This window comes from Hominifimenecus sp. rT4P-3 (genome assembly GCF_051055405.1).
Classification (GTDB): domain Bacteria; phylum Bacillota; class Clostridia; order Lachnospirales; family Lachnospiraceae; genus Pseudolachnospira.
Genome location: NZ_CP167068.1, coordinates 796,834 through 817,655, shown reverse-complemented (window position 1 = coordinate 817,655; position 20,822 = coordinate 796,834). Strand labels below are relative to the sequence as shown.

Genomic DNA, 20,822 nt, shown 5'->3' with positions numbered 1-20,822 from the left:
ATGGAGAGGAAAAGATATGGGTGAGAGATTAAAACTGTACGGCTTCAACAACTTGACCAAATCGCTTAGCTTCAATATTTATGATGTCTGCTATGCCAAGACTGCCCGCGAGCAGCAGGATTATATTGCCTATATCGACGAGCAGTACAACTCCGAACGTCTCACCCATATCCTGACTACGCTTACCGACCGAATCGGAGCGCAGGTTCTAAACATCGCCCGCCAGGATTATGAACCCCAAGGGGCATCGGTTACTCTCTTGATCGCGGAAGAACCGATGCAGCCCCGCGGTGAGATCCAATTGGGCCATCTGGACAAAAGTCATGTAACCGTACACACATACCCGGAGTTTCATCCCAAAACTAGTCTGGCTACGTTTCGTGTAGACATTGACGTGGCGACCTGCGGAGAAATTACGCCCCTTTCCACTTTGGATTATCTGATTGGTTCCTTTGATTCCGATATTATTACCATCGACTATCGCGTGCGCGGCTTTACCCGCGCCGAGGACGGACAAAAACTGTTCATGGATCACAAAATTTCTTCGATTCAGGAATACATTGACCCTGCCACCTTGCAGCGGTACGACGCCATCGACTTAAATGTCTACAGCGCCAATCTGTTTCACACAAAAATGATGATTAAGGAGATCGATCTCCAAAACTATCTGTTTAAAACCGACGTCTATGAGCTTCCGCCTCAGACAAGGCTGAATATCATGACCAATCTGCGCCGTGAGATGATTGAAATTTTTCATGGATAAGTCCTACTAGGAGGTATCGCAATGAATTCTTTGACCCAGGACCGCGCTCCGATCTATGAAGCGCTGGAAAACTTAAAACGGATGCGGATCGTTCCCTTCGACGTCCCTGGGCATAAGCGGGGGCGCGGAAATCCGGAACTGGCCGCGCTTTTAGGAGAAAAATGCGTCGGAATGGACGTAAATTCCATGAAACCCCTCGACAATCTCTGCCATCCAGTTTCTGTCATCCGAGAAGCAGAAGAATTAGCGGCCGAAGCCTTTGGCGCGGCCCATGCCTTTTTGATGGTGGGAGGAACCACCTCCGCGGTTCAAAGTATGATTCTCTCTGTGGCAAAACGAGGGGACAAAATCATCCTGCCGCGCAATGTCCACCGCAGCGTCATGGGAGCCATGGTCCTCTGCGGCGCAATTCCCGTATACGTCAATCCGGAGTGCGACGAACGCCTGGGGATTCCTCTCGGCATGAGCGCTTCCGCCGTCAGGACAGCCATCCAAAACCACCCTGACGCAAAAGCAATTTTAGTCAACAATCCCACTTATTATGGCATCTGCTCTGATTTGAAAACCATTGTACGCCTGGCCCACGAGCATGGAATGCTCTGCCTGGTTGACGAGGCTCACGGCACTCACTTTTATTTTGGAGAAAATCTTCCGATTTCCGCTATGGCCGCCGGCGCGGATATGGCTGCCGTATCCATGCACAAATCTGGAGGCAGCCTGACACAGAGCTCCCTTCTCCTTGCCGGCCCCGCCATGCAGGAGGGTCATATCCGTCAGATCATCAACCTGACGCAGACCACCAGCGGTTCTTATCTCCTGCTCTCCAGCCTGGACATTTCCCGCCGTAACCTGGCCCTGCGGGGAAAGGAGGCTTTCGCAAAGGTAGTCAGCCTCGCGGAATATGCTCGAACAGAAATCAATGCCATCGGAGGCTATTACGCCTATTCCAGAGAATTGATCAATGAGGACAGTATCTTTGACTTTGATATCACCAAGCTTTCTGTCAATACGCTTCCCGTTGGCCTGGCCGGCATTGAGGTTTATGACCTGCTTCGGGACGAATACGACATTCAAATTGAATTTGGCGATTTGGGCAATATCCTCGCCTATCTTTCCATCGGCGACCGTCATCGGGAAGTAGAGCGGCTCGTCAGCGCTCTCGCGGAAGTCCGCCGGCGTTTTGGAAAAAGCCGCGTGGATCTGATGAAGCAGGAATATATCGATCCGGCTGTCATCGTCTCTCCCCAGGAAGCGTTTTATGCCGAAAAGGAATCTCTGCCGCTCCGGCAGACCGTCGGAAAAGTATGCAGTGAATTCGTCATGTGCTATCCGCCTGGTATCCCGATTCTGGCTCCAGGCGAACGGATTACTGCCGAGATCCTGGACTATATCGAATACGCAAAGGCCAAAGGCTGTTCCATGACCGGACCGGAGGCTCCCGATATCGACCGGCTTAACGTCTTGAAAGGAGAGATTTGACATGGAATTTTGGTTTTCGGAAGAACAAACTCCGAACGTGAAGTTTTCCATCCGGGTAAACCGCCAGCTTTACGGCGGGGAAAGTGAATTTCAACGCATCGATGTGTTTGAATCGCCGGAATTCGGACGTTTCTTAACGCTGGACGGCTACATGATGCTGACAGAAAAAGATGAGTTTATCTATCACGAGATGATTACCCATATCCCCATGGCGGTTCATCCCTGCGTCCGAGACGTATTGGTGATCGGCGCGGGAGACGGCGGGGTCATCCGGGAATTGGCCCGGTATCCAGAGATTGAGCATATGGACATGGTGGAGATCGACCCAATGGTAGTGGAAGTCTGCCGGAAATATCTGCCGCAGACCTCCTGCAGCCTGAACGATCCCAGACTGACCATCCACTTTGAGGACGGGCTCCGCTTTATCCGCTCCAAGGAGAACCGTTACGACCTGATCATCGTCGATTCCACGGATCCCTTTGGTCCCGGAGAGGGCCTTTTTACCAGGGAATTTTATGGAAACTGCTACAAAGCGCTGCGGGAAGACGGGATCATGGTCAATCAGCACGAAAGTCCTTTTTACCAGGAAGACGCCGCCGCCTGCCAGCGGGCCCACAAGAGAATCGTGGAATCCTTCCCCATCAGCAAGGTGTATCAGGCCCATATTCCCACCTACTCGTCCGGCCACTGGCTGTTTGGCTTTGCCTCCAAAAAGTATCACCCTTTAAGAGACCTAAACGAGACCCGCTGGAACAAACGCGGCCTTTCCTGCCGGTATTATACGACTACCCTGCACAAAGGCGCTTTTTATATCCCCGCTTACGTAGAGGAGTTACTAAAAAATGTGGAATAAAAATGTGGAAGTATTTATGGGCTGTGACAAGGACGAAGGGCAGGCGGATACCATTCTCTTCGGCGCGCCCTTTGACTGCACAACGTCCTACCGGCCGGGCGCCCGGTTTGGAAGCGGCGCGATTCGCCATGAATCCTACGGCCTTGAAACCTACAGTCCTTACCAAGATCGGGATTTGGAAGATACGAATGTTCTCGATATCGGCGACCTGGAACTTTGCCTTGGCGACACGGTGAAAGCTCTATCGCAAATCGAAAGCTGCGCCAGTCAGATTCTTGCTGATGGAAAGCGTCCCTTTCTGCTTGGCGGCGAACATCTCGTCACTCTCGGCGCATTTCGGGCGGCGTTTTCCCGCTATCCAGATCTCCATGTGATTCACTTTGACGCCCATGCCGACCTGCGGGAAGAATATCTGGGAACTCCCCTCTCCCACGCCTGCGTTCTCCGCCGCTGTCATGAACTTACCGGGGATGGCCGCATCCATCAGTTTGGCATCCGTTCCGGAGACAGATCGGAATTTCTCTGGGGAAAAGATCACGTGGACACAACGCGTTTTGGCTTTCATGGGTTGGAAGAGCTTCTAGAAAAGCTAGGGGATACTCCCGTCTACTTTACTCTGGACCTAGATGTATTAGATCCTTCCGTTTTTCCCGGTACCGGAACGCCGGAACCGGGCGGCGTTTCCTTTGATGAACTTCGGAAAGCCGCTACCTTAGTCTGCAGAAAAGCCCGCATCGTTGCCTGCGATGTCAATGAATTAAGCCCGCCCTACGACCCCAGTGGAATCTCCGCGGCGGCAGCCTGCAAAATTGTGAGGGAGATGCTGATTGGTTTGTCTTCCACGAAGTAATATACTAGGAATTATAAAGGAGGAAATCTCATGGGAAAAGCTCTTATTATCGGCTGTGGCGGCGTCGCCTCGGTCGCCATCCACAAATGCTGTCAAAACAGCGCTGTCTTTGAAGAAATCTGTATTGCCAGCCGCACCAAATCCAAATGCGACGCGCTGAAAGATAAGCTTTCGGCTACAACCAAAACGAAAATTACCACGGCCCAGGTAGACGCCAATCAGGTGGACGAGCTGGTTCGCCTCATCGAGGAGGTAAAGCCGGACGTGGTTTTAAATCTGGCGCTTCCCTATCAGGATTTGACGATCATGGACGCCTGCCTGGCCACCAAGACTCCCTATGTGGATACCGCCAACTATGAGCCGGAGGACACGGCAAAATTTGAATATAGCTGGCAGTGGGCATACCGGGAGCGTTTCGAGAAGGCCGGTATCACCGCTGTGTTGGGAAGTGGATTTGATCCGGGCGTCACCGGCGTTTTTTCCGCTTATGCCCTGAAACATGAATTTGACGAGATTCACGAGATCGATATCTTGGACTGCAACGGCGGCGATCATGGCTACCCTTTCGCCACCAACTTCAATCCGGAAATCAATATCCGCGAGGTTTCCGCCAATGGTTCCTACTGGGAGAACGGCCACTGGGTGGAAACCAAACCCATGGAAATCAAACGGGAATATGACTTTGAAGGCGTGGGAAAGAAATATATGTATCTGCTCCACCATGAGGAATTGGAAAGTCTGGCGCTGAACATCCCCGGCATCCGTCGGATTCGTTTCTTCATGACCTTTGGCCAGAGCTATCTGACTCATCTTGCCTGCCTCGAAAACGTCGGAATGACCTCCATCGAACCGATCGTATATGAAGGAAAAGAGATTGTCCCGCTGCAATTTTTAAAGGCTGTGCTGCCGGATCCTTCTACGCTGGGCCCTCGTACAAAGGGAAAGACAAACATCGGCTGTATTTTCCGCGGCGTAAAAGATGGAAAAGAAAAGAATTATTCTCTCTATAATATCTGCGATCATCAGGAGTGCTACCGGGAAGTGGGCTCCCAGGCGGTGGCCTACACCACCGGCGTTCCCGCTATGATCGGTGCTATGATGGTAATCACCGGAACATGGAACAAGCCCGGCGTCCACAATATCGAAGAATTTGATCCCGATCCCTTCATGGAAGCGCTGAACCGCTGGGGTCTGCCCTGGAAAGAGAACCGGGATCCGGTGCTGGTGGATTGATGGAGACGAAAAAAGCAAAAAGGGAGGGCCCGCCCCTATCCCAAGAAGAAGGGCGGGCGTTTCGTACTCCTTACTTTCTCGTGGATGAAACCAGGCTTCTTCGGAATCTGGAACTGCTGAGACAGATTTCCGATCAAACAGGCTGCAAGATCCTGTTGGCCCAAAAAGCATTCTCCATGTACTCCTGCTATCCTCTTTTGCGCCGCTACTTAGCCGGAACCACAGCCAGCGGCCTTTTTGAGGCGCGGCTTGGCCACGAGGCCTTCGGCGGAGAGACCCACGTATTTTCCCCGGCTTACCGGGAGGACGAGTTTGAAGAACTTCTCCAATACGCCGACGACTTCGTGTTCAACTCCCCGGCGCAAGTTCGAAAATACGCCAAAAGAGCAAAACAGGCAGGAAAATCTGTGGGCCTGCGCCTTAACCCGGAATGCTCCACCCAGGAAGGTCATGCCATCTATGATCCTTGCGCTCCTGGCTCCCGCCTCGGCACTACGCTGGAACACTTCGACGAAGAGCTTTTGCCACTTTTGGACGGGTTCCATTTTCACACCCTCTGCGAACAGGACTCCGACGCCCTGGCGACTACCGCAAAATCTCTGGAAGAAAAATTTGGAAAATATCTGCACGGAAAAAAGTGGTTAAACTTCGGCGGCGGGCACCATATCACCCGGCCCGGTTACGACTTAGACACTCTGGTTCAGGTGATTCAGCATTTTCAGGATTCCTATGGCGTACAGGTTTATCTGGAACCCGGCGAAGCCGTGGTATTAAACGCCGGCTTTCTGGTGTCTGAGGTTCTGGAAGTGGTCCACAATCAAATGGAAATTGCCATCCTTGACACTTCCGCGGCCTGTCATATGCCGGATGTGCTGGAGATGCCTTATCGGCCCCCGGTTTGGGGAAGCGGGAATCCAGGGGAAAAAGCATATACCTATCGCCTCGCCGGACCTACCTGTCTGGCCGGAGATGTCATCGGCGATTATTCCTTCGACCAGCCGCTGCGGGAAAAAGACCTGGTTATTTTTGAGGATATGGCCCTTTACACCATGGTAAAGACCAATACCTTCAACGGCATGCCCCTTCCTTCCCTGGTATACCGGGATGCCAGAGGGAAAACCAGACTTGTCCGCGCCTTTGGATATGAGGACTTTAAGGGACGTCTGTCTTAATCGGGAAATCTCTTGTATTTGTCCTCATTTTTTCATATAATAAGAAAGACGTATCTTTAGTTTAAATAGGCGGAGCAAAAATCCATGCTTTTTGAAGAAAGAAACTATATTCTAAAGCTTTATGACACAGAATTGATCAAATTCACTGCCGGCGTTACACCGTTTGGCCAGCTATATGCAAAGATTTCCATGGTGAATGAAGAATTACGCCATCTCTTTCCCATGCCGCTGATTCCAAAATTTACCAGCGAAGCGCTGGTGAATTGGCTGAAAAGTAGGACCATTCCGAAAAACCGGCAATTTGTAAAGGAAATTTTGGCACAAGCTGGTTTAACTGTCGGCGATACATTAGGCATTATCGATGTATGTAAGGGGCTTTCTGTCAACGACGCATTTTGGGTAGATCGTGAGGGAACAGAACAGTCATTTGCGGATGTAAATCTATATGAGCATGAACTCGATGAAACATTAGCTCTGGTCGCTTATACCGGGTATACAAGCTCACAGCATCGCAAGCTCGGCCTATCCACAGAATGGACCACCGACGGTCAATTTCCCAAAGCCTGGAGAAAAGTGGACGGCAATTTATACCTTTACAAGGCAGGTTCCGAAGGCTTCGCCAACGCTGGTATGGAGCCATACTCAGAATATTTTGCCTGCCAGGCAGCAAAGGCGATGGGTATTTTTTCTGTGTCCTATGACCTTGCTAAGTGGAGAGGAAAGCTCGCTTCCGTATGTCCGCTTATGTGTAGCAAGGATATCTCTCTTGTACCATTTTATGCCGCTACCGAACAATCACAATTTCCTATTAATCTTGCTATTTGCTCAAAGTTTTCTGGAGATACTTTTGAACAGATGCGTTCCATGATCGTATTTGATGCGTTGATTTGTAATGTAGACCGTCATGCGGGAAATTATGGCTTTTTGCGGGATAATCATACCGGTAAAATTCTGGGACTGGCTCCACTGTTTGACCATAATCTCTCACTCTTTGCACGGGATATGAAAGATGATTTTAAAAATTGGCCTGCCAAAGCGGACGAGCATCTACCAAGAACAGGTATGCTCACCTTCAAACAACAATGTGAAATGATAATGGGTGAAATGCAACATGAAAGGCTGCGGATGCTCCTTGGTTTTCAATTCCAAAACCATCCGATTTACCCGATTCCTTCCGACCGACTGGATGCGCTCAATCAATACATCCACAGCAGGACGAAAGAGTTGCTGGAAATTCCTGTAATAGATCATCGCCGCCTTATCTCCATGTTGCATCAGGAACTGGAACAGATAAAATCTCCTATCCCGCTTTTTTTCCTTAAAAACAGGAAATGAGGATACCCTCCGCAGAGGGTATCCTCATTTCCATTTACGGCCGGAGTCCCAGACCGCCTTCCAGGGTAAGGGTCTCGCCTGTCAGGAATTTGAAATCCGGAGAAGCCAACTGTACGCACACACGGCCAATTTCCAGCTCGGAATCTCCCAGATGGCCCATGGGCGGCATATGAACGTTCTTCTCATAAGCTTCCGGATATGCGTTCTTAAACTGCTCTAACTGTGCGGTCCATGCCAGCGGGCAAACAACATTGACATTGATGCCATCCTTTCCCCACTCGGTCGCCGCCACACGGGTAAGGCCACGGATTCCTTCTTTTGCCGCCGCATAAGCGCATTGTCCAAAATTGCCAAATAATCCGGCGCCGGAGGCAAAGTTAATCACCGAGCCTTTGCTCTTTGCCAGATAGGGATAGCAGGCCTGCATATAATAGAAAGCGGCATACAGTCCCGAATATACGGCCAGATCAAACTGCTCCGTGGTGTGATCCGCCAGCGTTACGCCGGAGGCGGATGCCTGGGCATTGTTGATCAGCACGTCGATTCCGCCAAAGGTGTCCACGGTCTGCTTTACCACATTTTCCACTACCGCTTTGTTATCGGAGCCTGCAGATACGTCCGCCTGTACGCACAGAACTTTCACTCCATACTTTTCTTCCAGCTCCTGCTTTGCATCCTCCAGTTTTTTCACATTGCGCCCCGTGATAACCAGATTTGCGCCTTCCTTGGCATAGGCGGTCGCAATTCCGTATCCAATGGAGCCGCATCTTCCATCACTCAGTACTGCTCTTCCCGCACCTGTAATAATAACTGTTTTTCCGGTAAAATTTCCCATAGTATGTCCTCTTTTTTCCATAAAATATTTCTTCCGGTGACCGATCATATACAGGCAAACCCAAATACTCTCTTGCCACTGGAAGCCCTTCTATGCCGACTATTTTATTTGTCACTGGAAGGGATTTCCTTTATATAGTATCACACTGGGCCAAAATTGTCATCCCAAAACCTTGCAGGGACAAAAATTTTTGTAATAATTGGAAAATGTCAAGCGTTTCCTTCCTTACTCTTTCTGGCTGCCGCGCATACGGCCCTGGCCAGCTCCATCGTCCTGCCCGATCAACTCGTACAGCTTATCAAGAGCTTCCCGAATTCCTCCGATCTCATTGATCAAACCTTCTTCTACAGCTTCCCCGCCTACCAGGATCGTACCCATATCCTTTGTCAGCATACCGGTTTCCAGCATCAGCTCTTCCAACCGTTCCTGGCGAACCGCACAATGGCTGGAAATAAATCCCGTAATCCGGTCTTGAATCTTCTTAAAATAGTCATAGGTTTGGGGCACGCCCAAAATCATCCCGCTCATTCGAACCGGGTGAATCAGCATGGTACCTGTTTTTACAATAAACGAATAGTCTGTGGACACAGCCAAGGGGACGCAGATCGAATGGCTGCCGCCCAGAACCAGGGACACGGTCGGCTTGCTCAGGGAGGCGATCATCTCCGCAATAGCCAGCCCAGCTTCCACATCGCCTCCTACTGAATTGATTAAAATCAACAGTCCATCGATTTCTCTGCTGTCCTCAATGGCAGCCAGTTGGGGCAGGACATGCTCATATTTCGTGGTTTTACTGTTCCCTGGCAAATTTTCATGGCCCTCAATCTCACCGATCACGGAGAGCAGATGAATTTTGTAATCACTCCCATTGTCCTCCAAGGTCATCTGGCCATACTCTTTGATCTCTTCGTCTTTCCGCTCGTTCTTTTCGTCCTCTGATTTTCCCATCGAAATGTCTCCTTCCCGAATTTCTAATATCATCGATTCCATCTTAAAACCAAGACAATTGTCTTTCCTTCGTGATAGGATGTACGAAACGAACGGTGTTTATGCACCGAAGGAAGCTTTTGAAGCACTTTACTCTGTCGTTTTCTTATGATATGATGAAACCATGAAAACAATCGAAAAAGAATTTTTTCTTCACACGGATTACCCCCTCAACCAACTGGGGCTGGAAAAACCATTATTTTTAGATATTGAAACCACCGGGCTCTCTCCGGAGCGCTCTCACGTTTATCTGATCGGCTGCCTGTTTCCCCACACTGAAGAGTGCTGGGGTTTTCGCCAGTGGTTATGTGAATCTCCCAAAGAAGAACAAAAGTTATTGGAACAAGTCATTGCGTTCTGCCGGGATTTTTCGGGCTTTGTCCATTTCAATGGAAATCGCTTTGATCTTCCCTATCTACATAAGAGAAGCGAACACTTTGGCCTTTTTAGCCCGTTTAAAACCATGAAGAGCGTGGATCTCTACCAAAAAATCCGCACCTGCAAAAATCTGTGTAATCTTCCGGATGTCAAACAGAAATCCATCGAGCAATTTCTCCATATAGAGCGGGATGATTCCTATAGTGGCGGCGAGCTGATCCCTATCTACCATCAGTTTACAAAGACCGGAAATCCAAAGCTTCTGCACTTCCTGCTGCTTCACAATGAAGAAGATGTCCTAGGGATGCTTCAGCTTTTGCCCATGCTTTCCTATTTTGACCTAAAAAATGGTTCTATCCCTATCGGATGCCCGATTGTAGAAGATTCCTCTGATTCCGAACTCTTTCTTCGTTTTTCTCTCGCATCTTCTCTGCCTCAGCCAGTCTCTTTCCGGACAGAGGGAACCTATGCCGTGCTGGGAAAAGAAAGCCTTCGGCTGCACACTCCGCTTTTTTGCGGCGAACTGCAATACTATCTTCCGAACTATAAGGATTATTATTATCTGCCGGCGGAAGATACTGCTATTCATAAAAGCGTCGCCGTCTATGTGGATCCCGCGTTTCGGGTCAAGGCCACGCCAGAAAATTGTTACATCAAAAAAACCGGCCAATTCCTGCCGCTGCCAAAGAAAATGCGGTTAGAAACAGGACGACCAGTTTTTCAAGAGCGGAGAAACGGCCCCTCATATGTTTTTTGGGAAGAATCGATTCTGCAAGAAGCGTCCTTCTGGAACGCCTACTTATCCGCGCTCTTCCAATCGGTATCATCCGGCGCAGATTCCTGATCCTCTCCCTTTACATATTGCTTGATACCCGGCCACAGCAGAAAAACGCCGATCAGACTTTGGAAGGAAGAATGAAAAAGCAACACCAGTGGAATCGTCAACGGAAAAAACAGATAACAAATCCCCGCTCCCATACCCTGAATCAAAACCACGGTTAACGTCTGCGGGAAACGTAAAAAAACTAGAAGAAAAGCGTTTTTCAGAATTGCCTTTAAAGGTAGATCGAAAACCGCAAGCATCAAGCACACGTAAGCACGCATCCCCGTTAAAAGAAACAAACCGGCTGCGCAAATCCCGAATGGAATCAGCATGAAAATCTGATTTTGGGAAAGTTTCCAGTAGAACAAAAGCCCACCTGCCAGAAATACGGCGCCTCCTAAAAGCATAAAACCGGAGGCAAAAGCACGCCCAAACTCCTCCCGAAATACATCCCAAAAGTCCGACCAGAAAAAATACGATCTTTGTTCCATAGCAATCGTAATCTGCGTCATGGCCGTCATAGCTGCCGGGATCGTGATCACCGGCAGGCAGGCCAAAAGATAAATCAGATTCAAACCGATCAGCCGGAAAAAGTTCCTTTGAAAAACCCCGGCAAACCGCCCGATACACGTCTTGGCCGGAAGCGTCCGCTCCGGCGTTTCTCTTTCTTCTTTACTCCATATGTTCAATTCCAGTCTCCTTCTGCCCTGGCAATGAAACATTTTTTATACGGCCGGAATTTCCCAAGAAATTTCCTATGACATAAAAGAGAGGCAGCAGCCAAAGGATTCGTCCCCCGATATTTTCTGTCTCTATCAATACGCCAAAGGACAGCGCGAGGGAAAGCAGCGCTCCAACAAACAGTTCTCGCTCCGTCTCCACCTGCCAAAAGCGCCGTCCAATGCCAAAACAAGCGGCGGCTCCCGCCATATATCCCATACACTGAAGAAAGGGCTTGCGGAAAAGCCAAACCGGCTGCGAAGGTTCTCCGAAAAAGAGGTTCTGAAATGTTTGCGTCTGCTCTTCCCAGAGCAATTTCCAGAAATCAAAATCCGACCAGCGGCTTGGAATCCATTCCGGAGGAATGGAAAAATCCGGCTCCACAATCCAGAAAAAAAGGCCCATCATACCAAGGAAAGCCGCCAAATAAGCCGCTCTTTTTGCTAAACCTTCTCTCCGCGCCATGCGAAACAAAGGGGTAAGCACGCTCAAGGCAACCCACAGGAGGAAAAGCCCTCCCGCCGCAGCGGAAATTCGGCCATATTCCGCCAAGGGCAAAGCGGTTCCCGAAATTCCCGTTAAGTTACAAAATCGAGAAACCATCTCTCGCTTCTGATCCGCCTCATGAGACAACGAAATGTGATGAAAGGAAAGATTTTCCCCGTCCGCTCCCCCTTCATGGTTCTCCGCCTCCATGACAATGGTCTCCGTCACGCCTTCCAAAAGCCCACGTACCATGAGTTCCCGTCCTTCATAGCGAACCGTCTGACCGACTACGTTTTGGTTTCCAAATAAAACTGCCGCCGTATCTTCATCCAATAGGCACCCATCTACGTCCCCTTCCTCTAAAAAACCGCTTCCTTCGAGAACCAAACGGGAATCTCCCAAGAGAACAATCCCATGGACCGGCGTCATCCGGGCAAATTCCGGATTTTCAATCAGTCCTCCCTCCTGCTGTTCCCAAAAAGTAAAGTTCATAGGCTCTTCCTGGTCTGCGTTGGCCTTCTTGATCTCAACTGCGTTCCAAAGAGCGATCCCCTCCTCCAACTCCCATAACGTTCCTTCCCCATGGGCGCTTAGCCATGTCTGAAGAGTCAGAGATTTCCCCAGGCAAAAAAGAAGGAGCACTAACAGCAAAATTCCGAAGCCGCATTTTTTTCCATTTTTCATGAATCCTCCAAGCGTACGCGGTCGCCTCCATTTACCTCTTTATTGCTGCTCATAATCACTTTTTGATCTTCCGTCAAAGCGCCGGGCGCCAGCGCCGCTAACATCTCATTTTGATCTTGAATCGTAACGGGTATCCGTTCTGCTATCCATTCTGTTCCCAACACCGTATTTTTCTCTTGAATCACCAGCACATAATCCTCATTGCCATCCCGGTGGAGGGCCGACAGCGGCACACAGACCGAATAGGGTTCCGACTGCCGGACCGCAGTCATCGTAGCAATCGTGCCGATTTCCAGAGTACCCTCCGGCACCTGCACCGTTACCACAAAAGAATTCGTATTTTCTTTATCCGGCTGAATGGTGTCGATCACTGCCTCATAGGAATCCACTCCGTTTCCTTTCAAAGTGACGGCATCCCCCCTGGAAAGATACGCTTCTTGTTCCTTGGTAACTGTGGTTTGGAAGCGCCCTCCTTCCGTAAGGTCCGCCATCAAAACAGCCGTGCCCTCGGTCGTAAACTCCCCGGTGGTCACCAAAACACTGGAAATCAGGCCGTCCACCGGCGAACAAATCTTTCCCTCCTGCTGCTGTAAAGCCTTTAATTGATTCAGCTCTTCCGCTTTTTCAGAAAGCGTCATCTGAGCGGTTTTTTTACTGCTGTCCGCTTTTTCCGGCGCATTGGCGTCTTCCCGGTTTCGGGAAGCATTTGTCATACTATCCTGGCGATTCTGCAACGCAGTTTCATAGGCCTGCTTCTTCTCTTCATAGGCAGACCGAAGAATTTCCTCCTGCGTGCTTCGATCGTTTGCACTCTCAGAATCTAGTTTTGCTAGATAATCTTCCAGAGCCGCGTCCGCACGTGCTTTTTCTTGCTCGCAGCTCTCCACCTCCCTCGCGGCAGCGGAAACCTTGCTTTCATAGCTTTGGCGAATCTGCATTTCCTTTTCTTTGTCCGCGTCCACTGCCGCCTGAATCTCCCGCTCCAGCTCTGCCTGCGCCTCTGCCGCCTGGTTCCAATCCGCTTCTTTTTCTCGGCATCGATTTTCCAGCTCCGTCCGTACCGTATCCTCTCCCTCGCTTGCCGAAGGGTCCTGCGCCAGAAAATCTTCCAGTTTCTGCTCCGCCTGCTCCATCGCTTCCTTTGCGTCTTCCACTTCCCGACCGGTACGCTCCGAAGCCTTTTTATAATCCTCGTCGGCTCTCTTTCTTGCTTTTTCCCGCTCCTGAGCTTCCAGGCTCTCTCCACTTTCCAGATCACCAAGGGCAAGCTCTAACCGCTGGTATTCTTGTTCTGTTTCCTGTATCTTTTTCCCCAAGGCATCGAAATCCAATTCAAAAAGTACGTCTCCGGCCGCCACAGACTGGCCCTCCCGCACAAAGACAGTCCCTACCCGCAGCCCTCCGATGGTATAGACAGCCCGATCGCGATTTTGTACAATTCTTCCTGACGCACGGACCGTGCGGTCAATGGTAGATTTTTTTATATATCCGGTCTGAAGCACCGGAACCGTCATCGCGCTGACAACTCTCGATAATAGAGTAAGCAAAAGCATCACAGCAAAAAATCCTGCCAGCCATTTTACACTCTTTTCCCGTAAAGTGGCTTTCCGCTTTTTTTGATCGATCTGTTTCACAATCCACACCTCATTCCTTTACTGCTGACGCCACAATTCCTTGTTCCAGGTATTCCTGCCCGCAAAAAAATACTAAAACTGCCGGTATCAAAGTTACGACAGAGGAAGTAAACGCGATCCCCGCATAGTCCAAATCAATATTGGGCAGATAAAGAGAAAGCGGCCATAGAGAAGGGTCCTTTAAAAATGTCAGCGGCTGCTCCACCAGATTCCAATATTCCAGAAAGCTTAAAACCATCGCGGAGATGATGCCTCCGGCCCCTAAAGGAACTCCGATTCTCCAAAATATTTGGAACGCTCCTGCTCCATCGATCTTTGCCGATTCCAAAATCTGATCTGGCACCCCATCAAAAAAGCGCACCATGATAAAAACCGGAAAGGTAGAAAAAACCGCAGGCAGGATAATCCCCAGATGGGTATTCATCAGCCCTAAGCCGTCCAGCACCAGATATTGGGACAGCATCATCACTTGAAAGGGGAGAATCATCAATAGGACATACAGCCCAAAGAAAAGCCGCCTTCCTGGAAAACGGTATTTGGCAAATCCCCAGGCCGCGGGCACCCCCAGGATTAACTGCCCAACCAAAATCCCTGCTGTGATTTTTACGGAATTCCAAAACATGACAAAGAATTCTGGGGAATCCAGCAAAAGTTCAACAAAATTTTTCAGAGTGGGAAACAACGGCATCACATGCCAGGCCACAAATCCGCCTCCACCTGTAAGAATCGGCAATAGCCCTTCTTTCAATTCTCCGTTTCCCATCAGGCTTCCGGATAACAGGTAGATGACCGGATAACAGATGATGAGGCCAAATACTGTGAGAATGCCGCCGATCAAAATCTTCCTTTTCATAACGAATCCTCCCTGGCCAAAATCCACTTTAACAACAGCATAACCAGAAAAATCGCCGCCGCTACGACCACAGCCGCTGCCGCCATCTTATCGATCGCAAGATCCCGGTACCAGTTATTAAACAAATGCTGCATCAGATACATGCTCTCGTGGGGGTAGGAACCGCTGACCAGATAGGCCTCCCGGAAAACTTTAAAGGAATTCAGAAAAGACAGAACCGTGATGGTATAAAGCGTCGGCTTTAAATTTGGTAAAGTAATTCTCGTAAAGCATTTCCAGGCTCCCGCTCCATCCACCTTTGCCGCTTCGTAGATAGAATAGGGAATTCCCGATAGCCCAGCCATCCAGAGAATGACATCGTAACCTAGGTTTTTCCATAGATACGTCAGAACCAGAACCCAGAAAGCCGCTGGAGAATTCATCCAGTCTGTGGGGTTGCCTCCGAACTGTGTCAACATTCCGTTGACAATTCCTTGATTATGGAAGAGAAGCCGCCAGATCAGCGCCACCGAAGCGACCGGAATGGCCATCGGCAACAAAAAAGCGGATTTTAAAAAGCCAAATTTTTGGCCGCATTGGTTCAATCCTAAAGCAATCGCCAGAGAAATCACCAGCAGCAGCGGAATGCAGACCACAGCAAATCGCGCTGTATTCCCCACCGCCAGCCAAAATGCCTCGTTCTCAAAGATCGTCTGATAGTTTGATATCCCCGTCCACCTCTCGTCTACCGCTCCCTGAAAGGAACGGAGCACCACGTCCAAAAATGGCAGAAGGAGAAAGCAGGCCACGCCCAGCAGGCTGGGGAGGGCAAAGATAAGTCCTGCTCCCTGCCCCCGCCGTATCCGAATTTTTTTCATGCTCGTCGTTCCTTTTTACTGCTCCGACAAATAGAGGTTCACTTTCTGCATCACGCTCTGTACGACATCTTCGGTGGACGCGCCCTCCAGCAAGCGTTTTACTTCCTCTTCCACCGCGTCTCGAATGACTTGATTGGAGTCCGCTGGTATCGAAGCCGCCTCCATCATCTCCTTCAGCCCAGAAAGCGCGGCTTCCTTCGGCCAGTGGATCTCAACCTCTTTCATCGCGTCGATTTCCCCAGAACTCATGACCTGTCTCTTTCCTTCCGGAAACATGCTCTGCTTTGCCGCCTCAAAAGCAGCGCGGTTGACGGGAAGTCCCTCCAAACTGTCGTTGGACTGCGCTTCCTTTCCCAGCAAATACCGCACAAAGTCTTTGGCTGTTTCGCTTTGACTACCTTTTGCATTGACGCCGACGGTCAACACCGGCTGGAATACACCTTTCAATTGGCCAGAAAATGCCTGGTAGGAGCTTCCCATCTGCTCCTCAAAAGAAGTCAGGATTGCCAAGGACTGAAACGAATCCAACTGCCCGACAGAAAGCAGATTATACCCGCCTAAGTAAGAAAATAAATCCATATTATCCGAGAGAGGCAACGTCCCGCCTCCGCCGACAATGGCAACCTCTCCATGATTTTCCGATGTGCTTTGTCTCTGATCCGCCAAATAGATCCTCTTTATGCAGCTGATAAATTCTTCCAGAGCCGCCTGATCCAACTTTCCGTCTTTTAACCAAGCCGCCGAAGAACTTCCATACAGCTTCTTCATGAGAAGTTCCGCCGTTTCCGCCCCTAATATACCATCTACATCTGGATTCTGCTGCCGCAAGGTTTCCGCGCATTCGGCCAAGGATTTCAAATCGGTAATCTTCTTCAGACTTTCCGCATCCCCCAAAACCATCGGAAGCATCACGCGTACTGGCACGGCTGTCGTCTGACCGTCTTTCTGATAGGCATGAACCAGATTTTCAAACAATCCGTCGGAAGCTTCAATTTCCTGAAGAATATCGCTGATGTCCAGCAGCATCCCTTTTTCCACATAATTGCTTATGGTCATACCATCCAAAACTAGGATATCCGGCCCTTTTCCTGCCATCAAATTCGTGTTTAAGGTCCGGATAGCATCGGCGGAAGTAATGCCGTCTTCCCCGCTCATGCCAATTTCCAAGGTGATATATACGTCCGGATGATCATGCTGATACAAGCGGACCGCCTGGCGGATATTTTGGGTATCCTGCAGCGCGTACACGGTCAACTCCGTATTCGGCACTGTAGGAACCGAGCTGTCATAGTGATAACCAAGCAGCTTTGCTTCTCCGTTGTCCGTAACAGCAACCAGGAAACTCTGATCGCTCAAAGGAAACACCCCCGTCTGATATACCGTAGCTGCGGACAGAGAATTCAAACTGCCGTCGATCACCTGCTCTACCACGCTGCCACCCATCGTATAATGATATAGCCCGGTATCATCGCAAAAATAGAGATCATTTCCCTTCAATCCCGACGCAACCGGCACGGAAGAAAAGACGCCTGCTCCGTCCGCTGCGGATGGATTTTTGGCAATATACGCTTTGATATATTCATTTAAAGCCTCCTGACGTTCCAGGCTTTTTCCAGATTCCAGCTCATAGCACTCCACGCCGCTCCCGGTATTGATCCAAAGGGTTTGCCCTACAATACCAAATCTCGCGGTGGCGGCATCCGGATTGGAATAGGTTTTCTGAATCGCTCCGCTGGACAAATCGATGCGGTGGATCGACGAACCGCCACCGGAAAGATACAAACTGCCATCGGAATCAAAATAGGCTCTAAGGCCGGTACTTCCGTTTCCTCCCTCTGAGTCAGAAAGCTGAATCGGAAATTCTTTCCCTTCTCCCTTGGCATCATAGAGCAGATAGCTGGTTTCCGCCATCCCCTGCATGGCCTCTTCTCGGTTCATTTTTGCTACCAGCAGCCCTCCGTCCGGGCTCCAGCAGGCGGTTTGAATCATGGCGCCAGTCATTTTCTCTTTCTCATAAGACATAGCCTCCCAACTTTTTCCGTCGTCAGGCGAAGAAAACAACATCAGACCATCGTCTCCCGCCGCTGCCATCCGCAGCGTTCCATCCTCCAGTTTCCGGATATCATAGATATACTCCGCGCCTTCCGGAAGCGGATACTCCGTCTCCACAAAACGCCCCATAGCCTGGCCGCCTTCTCCGGAAGCACTCCCCAGAGCAGCCGCCCCGGAAGCGGCAGGTTTAGGCGACGCCGCGCCGCCTGTCTCATTTCCCGCGGTCTCGTCCTGTCCTCCGGAACAAGCCGAAGCAAAAAACAAACAAGCTCCCAGAACGAACGCTATGATCTTTTTTCCCCGTACATTCATTCTAACAATCCTCCTTACTTTCCGTTACTATATCACACCAATCTCTAAATTTTCTCTAATTAGGGAAAATTTTTTCTCCGCGAAATTTACTCCGTCCTGACCGTATCTCTCTGTCAACGGGAGGCAGGATGTGAAAAGGGGGCGCGTTCCAAGATGTAAAAATATTTTGTATTTGCAGGAGCGTTAGTACTTCTTCGGTTCCGGGAATTTGTATTATGAGCAAAAATAAGACTGTTTGAGCGCAGCGAGTTTCTTATTTTTGCGAATGCTTTTTACAAATTACCGGAATCCTAGAAGTACTTGCTCCGAAACCCTACAAAATATTTTTACATTTTGGAACGCGAATCCCTTTTTACATCCAAATACTGCTCAAATAAAAAATTGCTCTTTACAAAAAGAGCAACACAAGATATATTATTATACCATAATACCTTCCGTTGATAAGGGCACACACGGAGAAGGTAACTTTACAGGAGGTATCCATGAGAATTTTACTGATTGACGACGATCCGCGCCTATGTGATTCCCTCAGCTTTGAGTTGAAAAAGGAGGGCTTTTCTGTGGATATCTGCAACGATGGGGAGGACGCCCTCCCCTGGATTCGCCAAAGCGTCCACGACCTGATCCTTCTCGATCGCATGATGCCTGGCATCGACGGGCTCTCCCTGCTCAAAAAAATCCGCGCAGAGGGTATCTCCACTCCTGTCATTTTGCTGACTGCTCTGGGCGAACTTTCCGACAAGGTGACCGGTCTTGAAAATGGGGCCGACGACTATATGGTAAAACCTATTGCCTTTCCAGAACTATTGGCCCGCATCCACTCCATCAGCCGCAGACCCCGAAACTTGGAAGTTCCTGGAAAACTGACGCTTGGAGATCTTGCGTTTGATCCCGTCGGTCTTACCTTAGATTGCGGTTCATTCTCCTGCACCCTATCCAAAAGAGAAGCGGATCTCCTGGAGATATTTCTAAAGAACCCCGGCCAAACACTTCCCCGTAATCTGCTGCTCTCCCGCGTCTGGGGACCGGACGCAGAGGTGGAGGACGGAAATTTGGACAACTATATCCATTTCCTGCGCAGACGGCTAAAAACCATTCAAAGCAGCCTTCAGCTAAAAACCGTCCGCGGCATTGGATATCTCTTGGAGGTGACAGATGTATAAACGCCTCCACCGAAAACTCGCCTTCTTTTGCACGTTGATTACTGGCTTAATTCTAACCGCTATGTCCGGCATCTGTCTCACGGTTTCTGAACGAGGAATCCGGGAAAACGGCTACAACCTTTTCCTCAACGGCCTCCATACCATTCTCAGCTCTCTCGAAACCCAAATCACCGTATCCTACCAATGGCTTGCCCAGATGGAGCAGGATGGAAAATATTATATCTACCTTTTTGATCATGGAGAACCTTTGCTGTTTCAATCCATCCGTGATACCCCATTTCGTGAAGAATTGCTCCACACGGCTCTTGATAAGTTTCAGCAGGACTATGGAATGGACTTTTTCCAATCTGCGAACAGCTCCAAATTGACGCAGCACCTGGAATCCCAACTAAAAGGACCCGATCAAGTTTCCTACTATATATCCGCGGCCCACTTTCCGGCCTCCCGCGGAAGCCTAAGCGCGCTGATCTGTTATTCCCAGAAAGCGCAGGAAAACCAGATCCGCACACAACGATTTTTCTTCATCGCGGCCGATCTCATCGCTTTTGCCTTTTTGGGACTATTTTCCTGGAAATTTACGAAACGGCAGATCCAGCCGTTGGAAGAAAACCGGAAGCGGCAGATTCAGTTTATTGCCGACGCTTCCCATGAACTGCGCTCCCCTCTTGCTGTGATTCTATCCAGCCTTTCAGCGCTGAAAAAGAGCTCCGAAACCGACCGGGAGCGCTATCAAAATGCCATTGAAGCCGAAGGGAGGCGGATGTCCCGCCTGATCAGCGATATGCTTACACTGGCCAGTGCGGATAACCAAACCTGGAGCATGCGCATGGAACCATGCGAACCGGAAACTCTGCTTTTAACTGTCTATGAAAATTTTGAACAGGCCGCTCGCCGGAAAGAGCTTACGCTTACGGTACAGATTCCAGAAGATTCTCTTCCGCTTCTTTCCTGTGACCGAGAACGAATCGTGCAGATTTTATCCGCCCTGACGGACAATGCCGTAGCCTACACGCCCAAAGGCGGGCATATCTGCCTGGCCGTGGCCCAAATCGGTCCAACTGTAGAATTTCAAATCATCGACGACGGCCCTGGCGTAGCTGACGACGCCAAGGAGCACATTTTTGATCGTTTTTACCGGTTAGATTCGGCCCACAAGGATAAAGAACACTTTGGGCTTGGCCTATGTATCGTACAAGAGATCGTCCGCCTGCACCGGGGCAAAGTCTGGGTACAGGACACAAAAGGAGGCGGCGCGACCTTTTGCGTCCGTATCCCAACGATTGGCTAAATAGATTCCCGTGTCAAAAGGTCCTGTATAAAAGTATGCGAAATATTTTGTAGGGTTTCGGAGCA

At 49.8% G+C, this 20,822-nt stretch carries 18 protein-coding genes; 10 read left to right on the top strand and 8 right to left on the bottom strand.

Features of this window, described 5'->3' with window-relative positions:
* Positions 1-16 precede the first annotated feature (16 nt).
* The 7 genes from speD (at position 17) to ACCC71_RS03870 (ending at position 7,685) form a co-directional block, all read left to right on the top strand.
* Positions 17-763 carry an adenosylmethionine decarboxylase gene (gene speD / locus ACCC71_RS03900; protein ID WP_434311127.1) on the top strand — a complete coding sequence of 249 codons (747 nt, stop codon included), beginning with the start codon at positions 17-19 and terminating at the stop codon, positions 761-763.
* A gap of 21 nt (positions 764-784) precedes the next feature.
* Positions 785-2,242, top strand: coding sequence for an aminotransferase class I/II-fold pyridoxal phosphate-dependent enzyme (locus tag ACCC71_RS03895; protein ID WP_434311126.1), 1,458 nt, complete (start codon positions 785-787; stop codon positions 2,240-2,242).
* Position 2,243: 1 nt separating this feature from the next.
* Positions 2,244-3,095: a polyamine aminopropyltransferase gene (gene speE / locus ACCC71_RS03890; RefSeq protein ID WP_434311125.1), complete on the top strand. Its 852-nt coding sequence runs from the start codon at positions 2,244-2,246 to the stop codon at positions 3,093-3,095.
* The gene (gene speB, locus ACCC71_RS03885; RefSeq protein WP_434311124.1) at positions 3,085-3,945 is read left to right on the top strand and encodes an agmatinase; all 861 of its coding nucleotides are present in this window, start codon (positions 3,085-3,087) and stop codon (positions 3,943-3,945) included. The genes speE and speB overlap by 11 nt, the downstream gene beginning before the upstream one ends.
* 30 nt (positions 3,946-3,975) lie before the next feature.
* The gene (locus ACCC71_RS03880; protein ID WP_434311123.1) at positions 3,976-5,178 is read left to right on the top strand and encodes a saccharopine dehydrogenase C-terminal domain-containing protein; all 1,203 of its coding nucleotides are present in this window, start codon (positions 3,976-3,978) and stop codon (positions 5,176-5,178) included.
* Positions 5,178-6,350 (top strand): carboxynorspermidine decarboxylase, encoded by a 1,173-nt coding sequence (gene nspC / locus ACCC71_RS03875; RefSeq protein WP_434311122.1) that lies wholly within the window; start codon positions 5,178-5,180, stop codon positions 6,348-6,350. Before ACCC71_RS03880 ends, nspC begins: the two co-directional genes overlap by 1 nt.
* Positions 6,351-6,434: 84 nt before the next feature.
* Positions 6,435-7,685 (top strand): hypothetical protein, encoded by a 1,251-nt coding sequence (locus tag ACCC71_RS03870; RefSeq protein WP_434311121.1) that lies wholly within the window; start codon positions 6,435-6,437, stop codon positions 7,683-7,685.
* 34 nt (positions 7,686-7,719) lie between these two features.
* Here the strand turns inward: ACCC71_RS03870 and ACCC71_RS03865 are convergent, their stop codons facing one another.
* Together ACCC71_RS03865 and ACCC71_RS03860 are read right to left on the bottom strand one after the other, a co-directional pair.
* Positions 7,720-8,520 carry an SDR family NAD(P)-dependent oxidoreductase gene (locus tag ACCC71_RS03865; RefSeq protein WP_434311120.1) on the bottom strand — a complete coding sequence of 267 codons (801 nt, stop codon included), beginning with the start codon at positions 8,518-8,520 and terminating at the stop codon, positions 7,720-7,722.
* A 225-nt stretch (positions 8,521-8,745) separates the two neighbouring features.
* Entirely contained in the window at positions 8,746-9,468 is a 723-nt protein-coding gene (locus tag ACCC71_RS03860; protein WP_434311119.1) for a ClpP family protease, read from the bottom strand.
* Positions 9,469-9,631: 163 nt separating this feature from the next.
* On the opposite strand from ACCC71_RS03860, the gene ACCC71_RS03855 reads away from it, so the two are divergent.
* Positions 9,632-10,729, top strand: coding sequence for a ribonuclease H-like domain-containing protein (locus ACCC71_RS03855; RefSeq protein WP_434311118.1), 1,098 nt, complete (start codon positions 9,632-9,634; stop codon positions 10,727-10,729).
* On the opposite strand, the gene ACCC71_RS03850 is transcribed toward ACCC71_RS03855, so the two are convergent.
* The 6 genes from ACCC71_RS03850 to ACCC71_RS03825 are packed head-to-tail and all read right to left on the bottom strand — an operon-like array spanning position 10,681 to position 18,306.
* Positions 10,681-11,397, bottom strand: coding sequence for a YesL family protein (locus ACCC71_RS03850; RefSeq protein ID WP_434311117.1), 717 nt, complete (start codon positions 11,395-11,397; stop codon positions 10,681-10,683). The genes ACCC71_RS03855 and ACCC71_RS03850 overlap by 49 nt on opposite strands.
* Entirely contained in the window at positions 11,381-12,598 is a 1,218-nt protein-coding gene (locus tag ACCC71_RS03845; RefSeq protein ID WP_434311116.1) for an ABC transporter permease, read from the bottom strand. Before ACCC71_RS03845 ends, ACCC71_RS03850 begins: the two co-directional genes overlap by 17 nt.
* A complete protein-coding gene (locus ACCC71_RS03840; protein ID WP_434311115.1) occupies positions 12,595-14,232 on the bottom strand; it encodes a biotin/lipoyl-binding protein in 1,638 nt (545 codons plus the stop codon). The genes ACCC71_RS03845 and ACCC71_RS03840 overlap by 4 nt, the downstream gene beginning before the upstream one ends.
* A 10-nt stretch (positions 14,233-14,242) precedes the next feature.
* Entirely contained in the window at positions 14,243-15,085 is an 843-nt protein-coding gene (locus ACCC71_RS03835; protein WP_434311114.1) for a carbohydrate ABC transporter permease, read from the bottom strand.
* The gene (locus tag ACCC71_RS03830) at positions 15,082-15,942 is read right to left on the bottom strand and encodes a carbohydrate ABC transporter permease (protein WP_434311113.1); all 861 of its coding nucleotides are present in this window, start codon (positions 15,940-15,942) and stop codon (positions 15,082-15,084) included. The genes ACCC71_RS03835 and ACCC71_RS03830 overlap by 4 nt, the downstream gene beginning before the upstream one ends.
* Positions 15,943-15,957: 15 nt before the next feature.
* Positions 15,958-18,306, bottom strand: a complete 2,349-nt coding sequence (locus tag ACCC71_RS03825; RefSeq protein WP_434311112.1) for an extracellular solute-binding protein — start codon at positions 18,304-18,306, stop codon at positions 15,958-15,960.
* A gap of 482 nt (positions 18,307-18,788) precedes the next feature.
* Between ACCC71_RS03825 and ACCC71_RS03820 the strand changes: the two genes are divergently transcribed.
* Together ACCC71_RS03820 and ACCC71_RS03815 are read left to right on the top strand one after the other, a co-directional pair.
* Positions 18,789-19,469, top strand: coding sequence for a response regulator transcription factor (locus ACCC71_RS03820; RefSeq protein ID WP_434311111.1), 681 nt, complete (start codon positions 18,789-18,791; stop codon positions 19,467-19,469).
* Entirely contained in the window at positions 19,462-20,757 is a 1,296-nt protein-coding gene (locus ACCC71_RS03815; RefSeq protein ID WP_434311110.1) for a sensor histidine kinase, read from the top strand. Before ACCC71_RS03820 ends, ACCC71_RS03815 begins: the two co-directional genes overlap by 8 nt.
* Positions 20,758-20,822 lie beyond the last annotated feature (65 nt).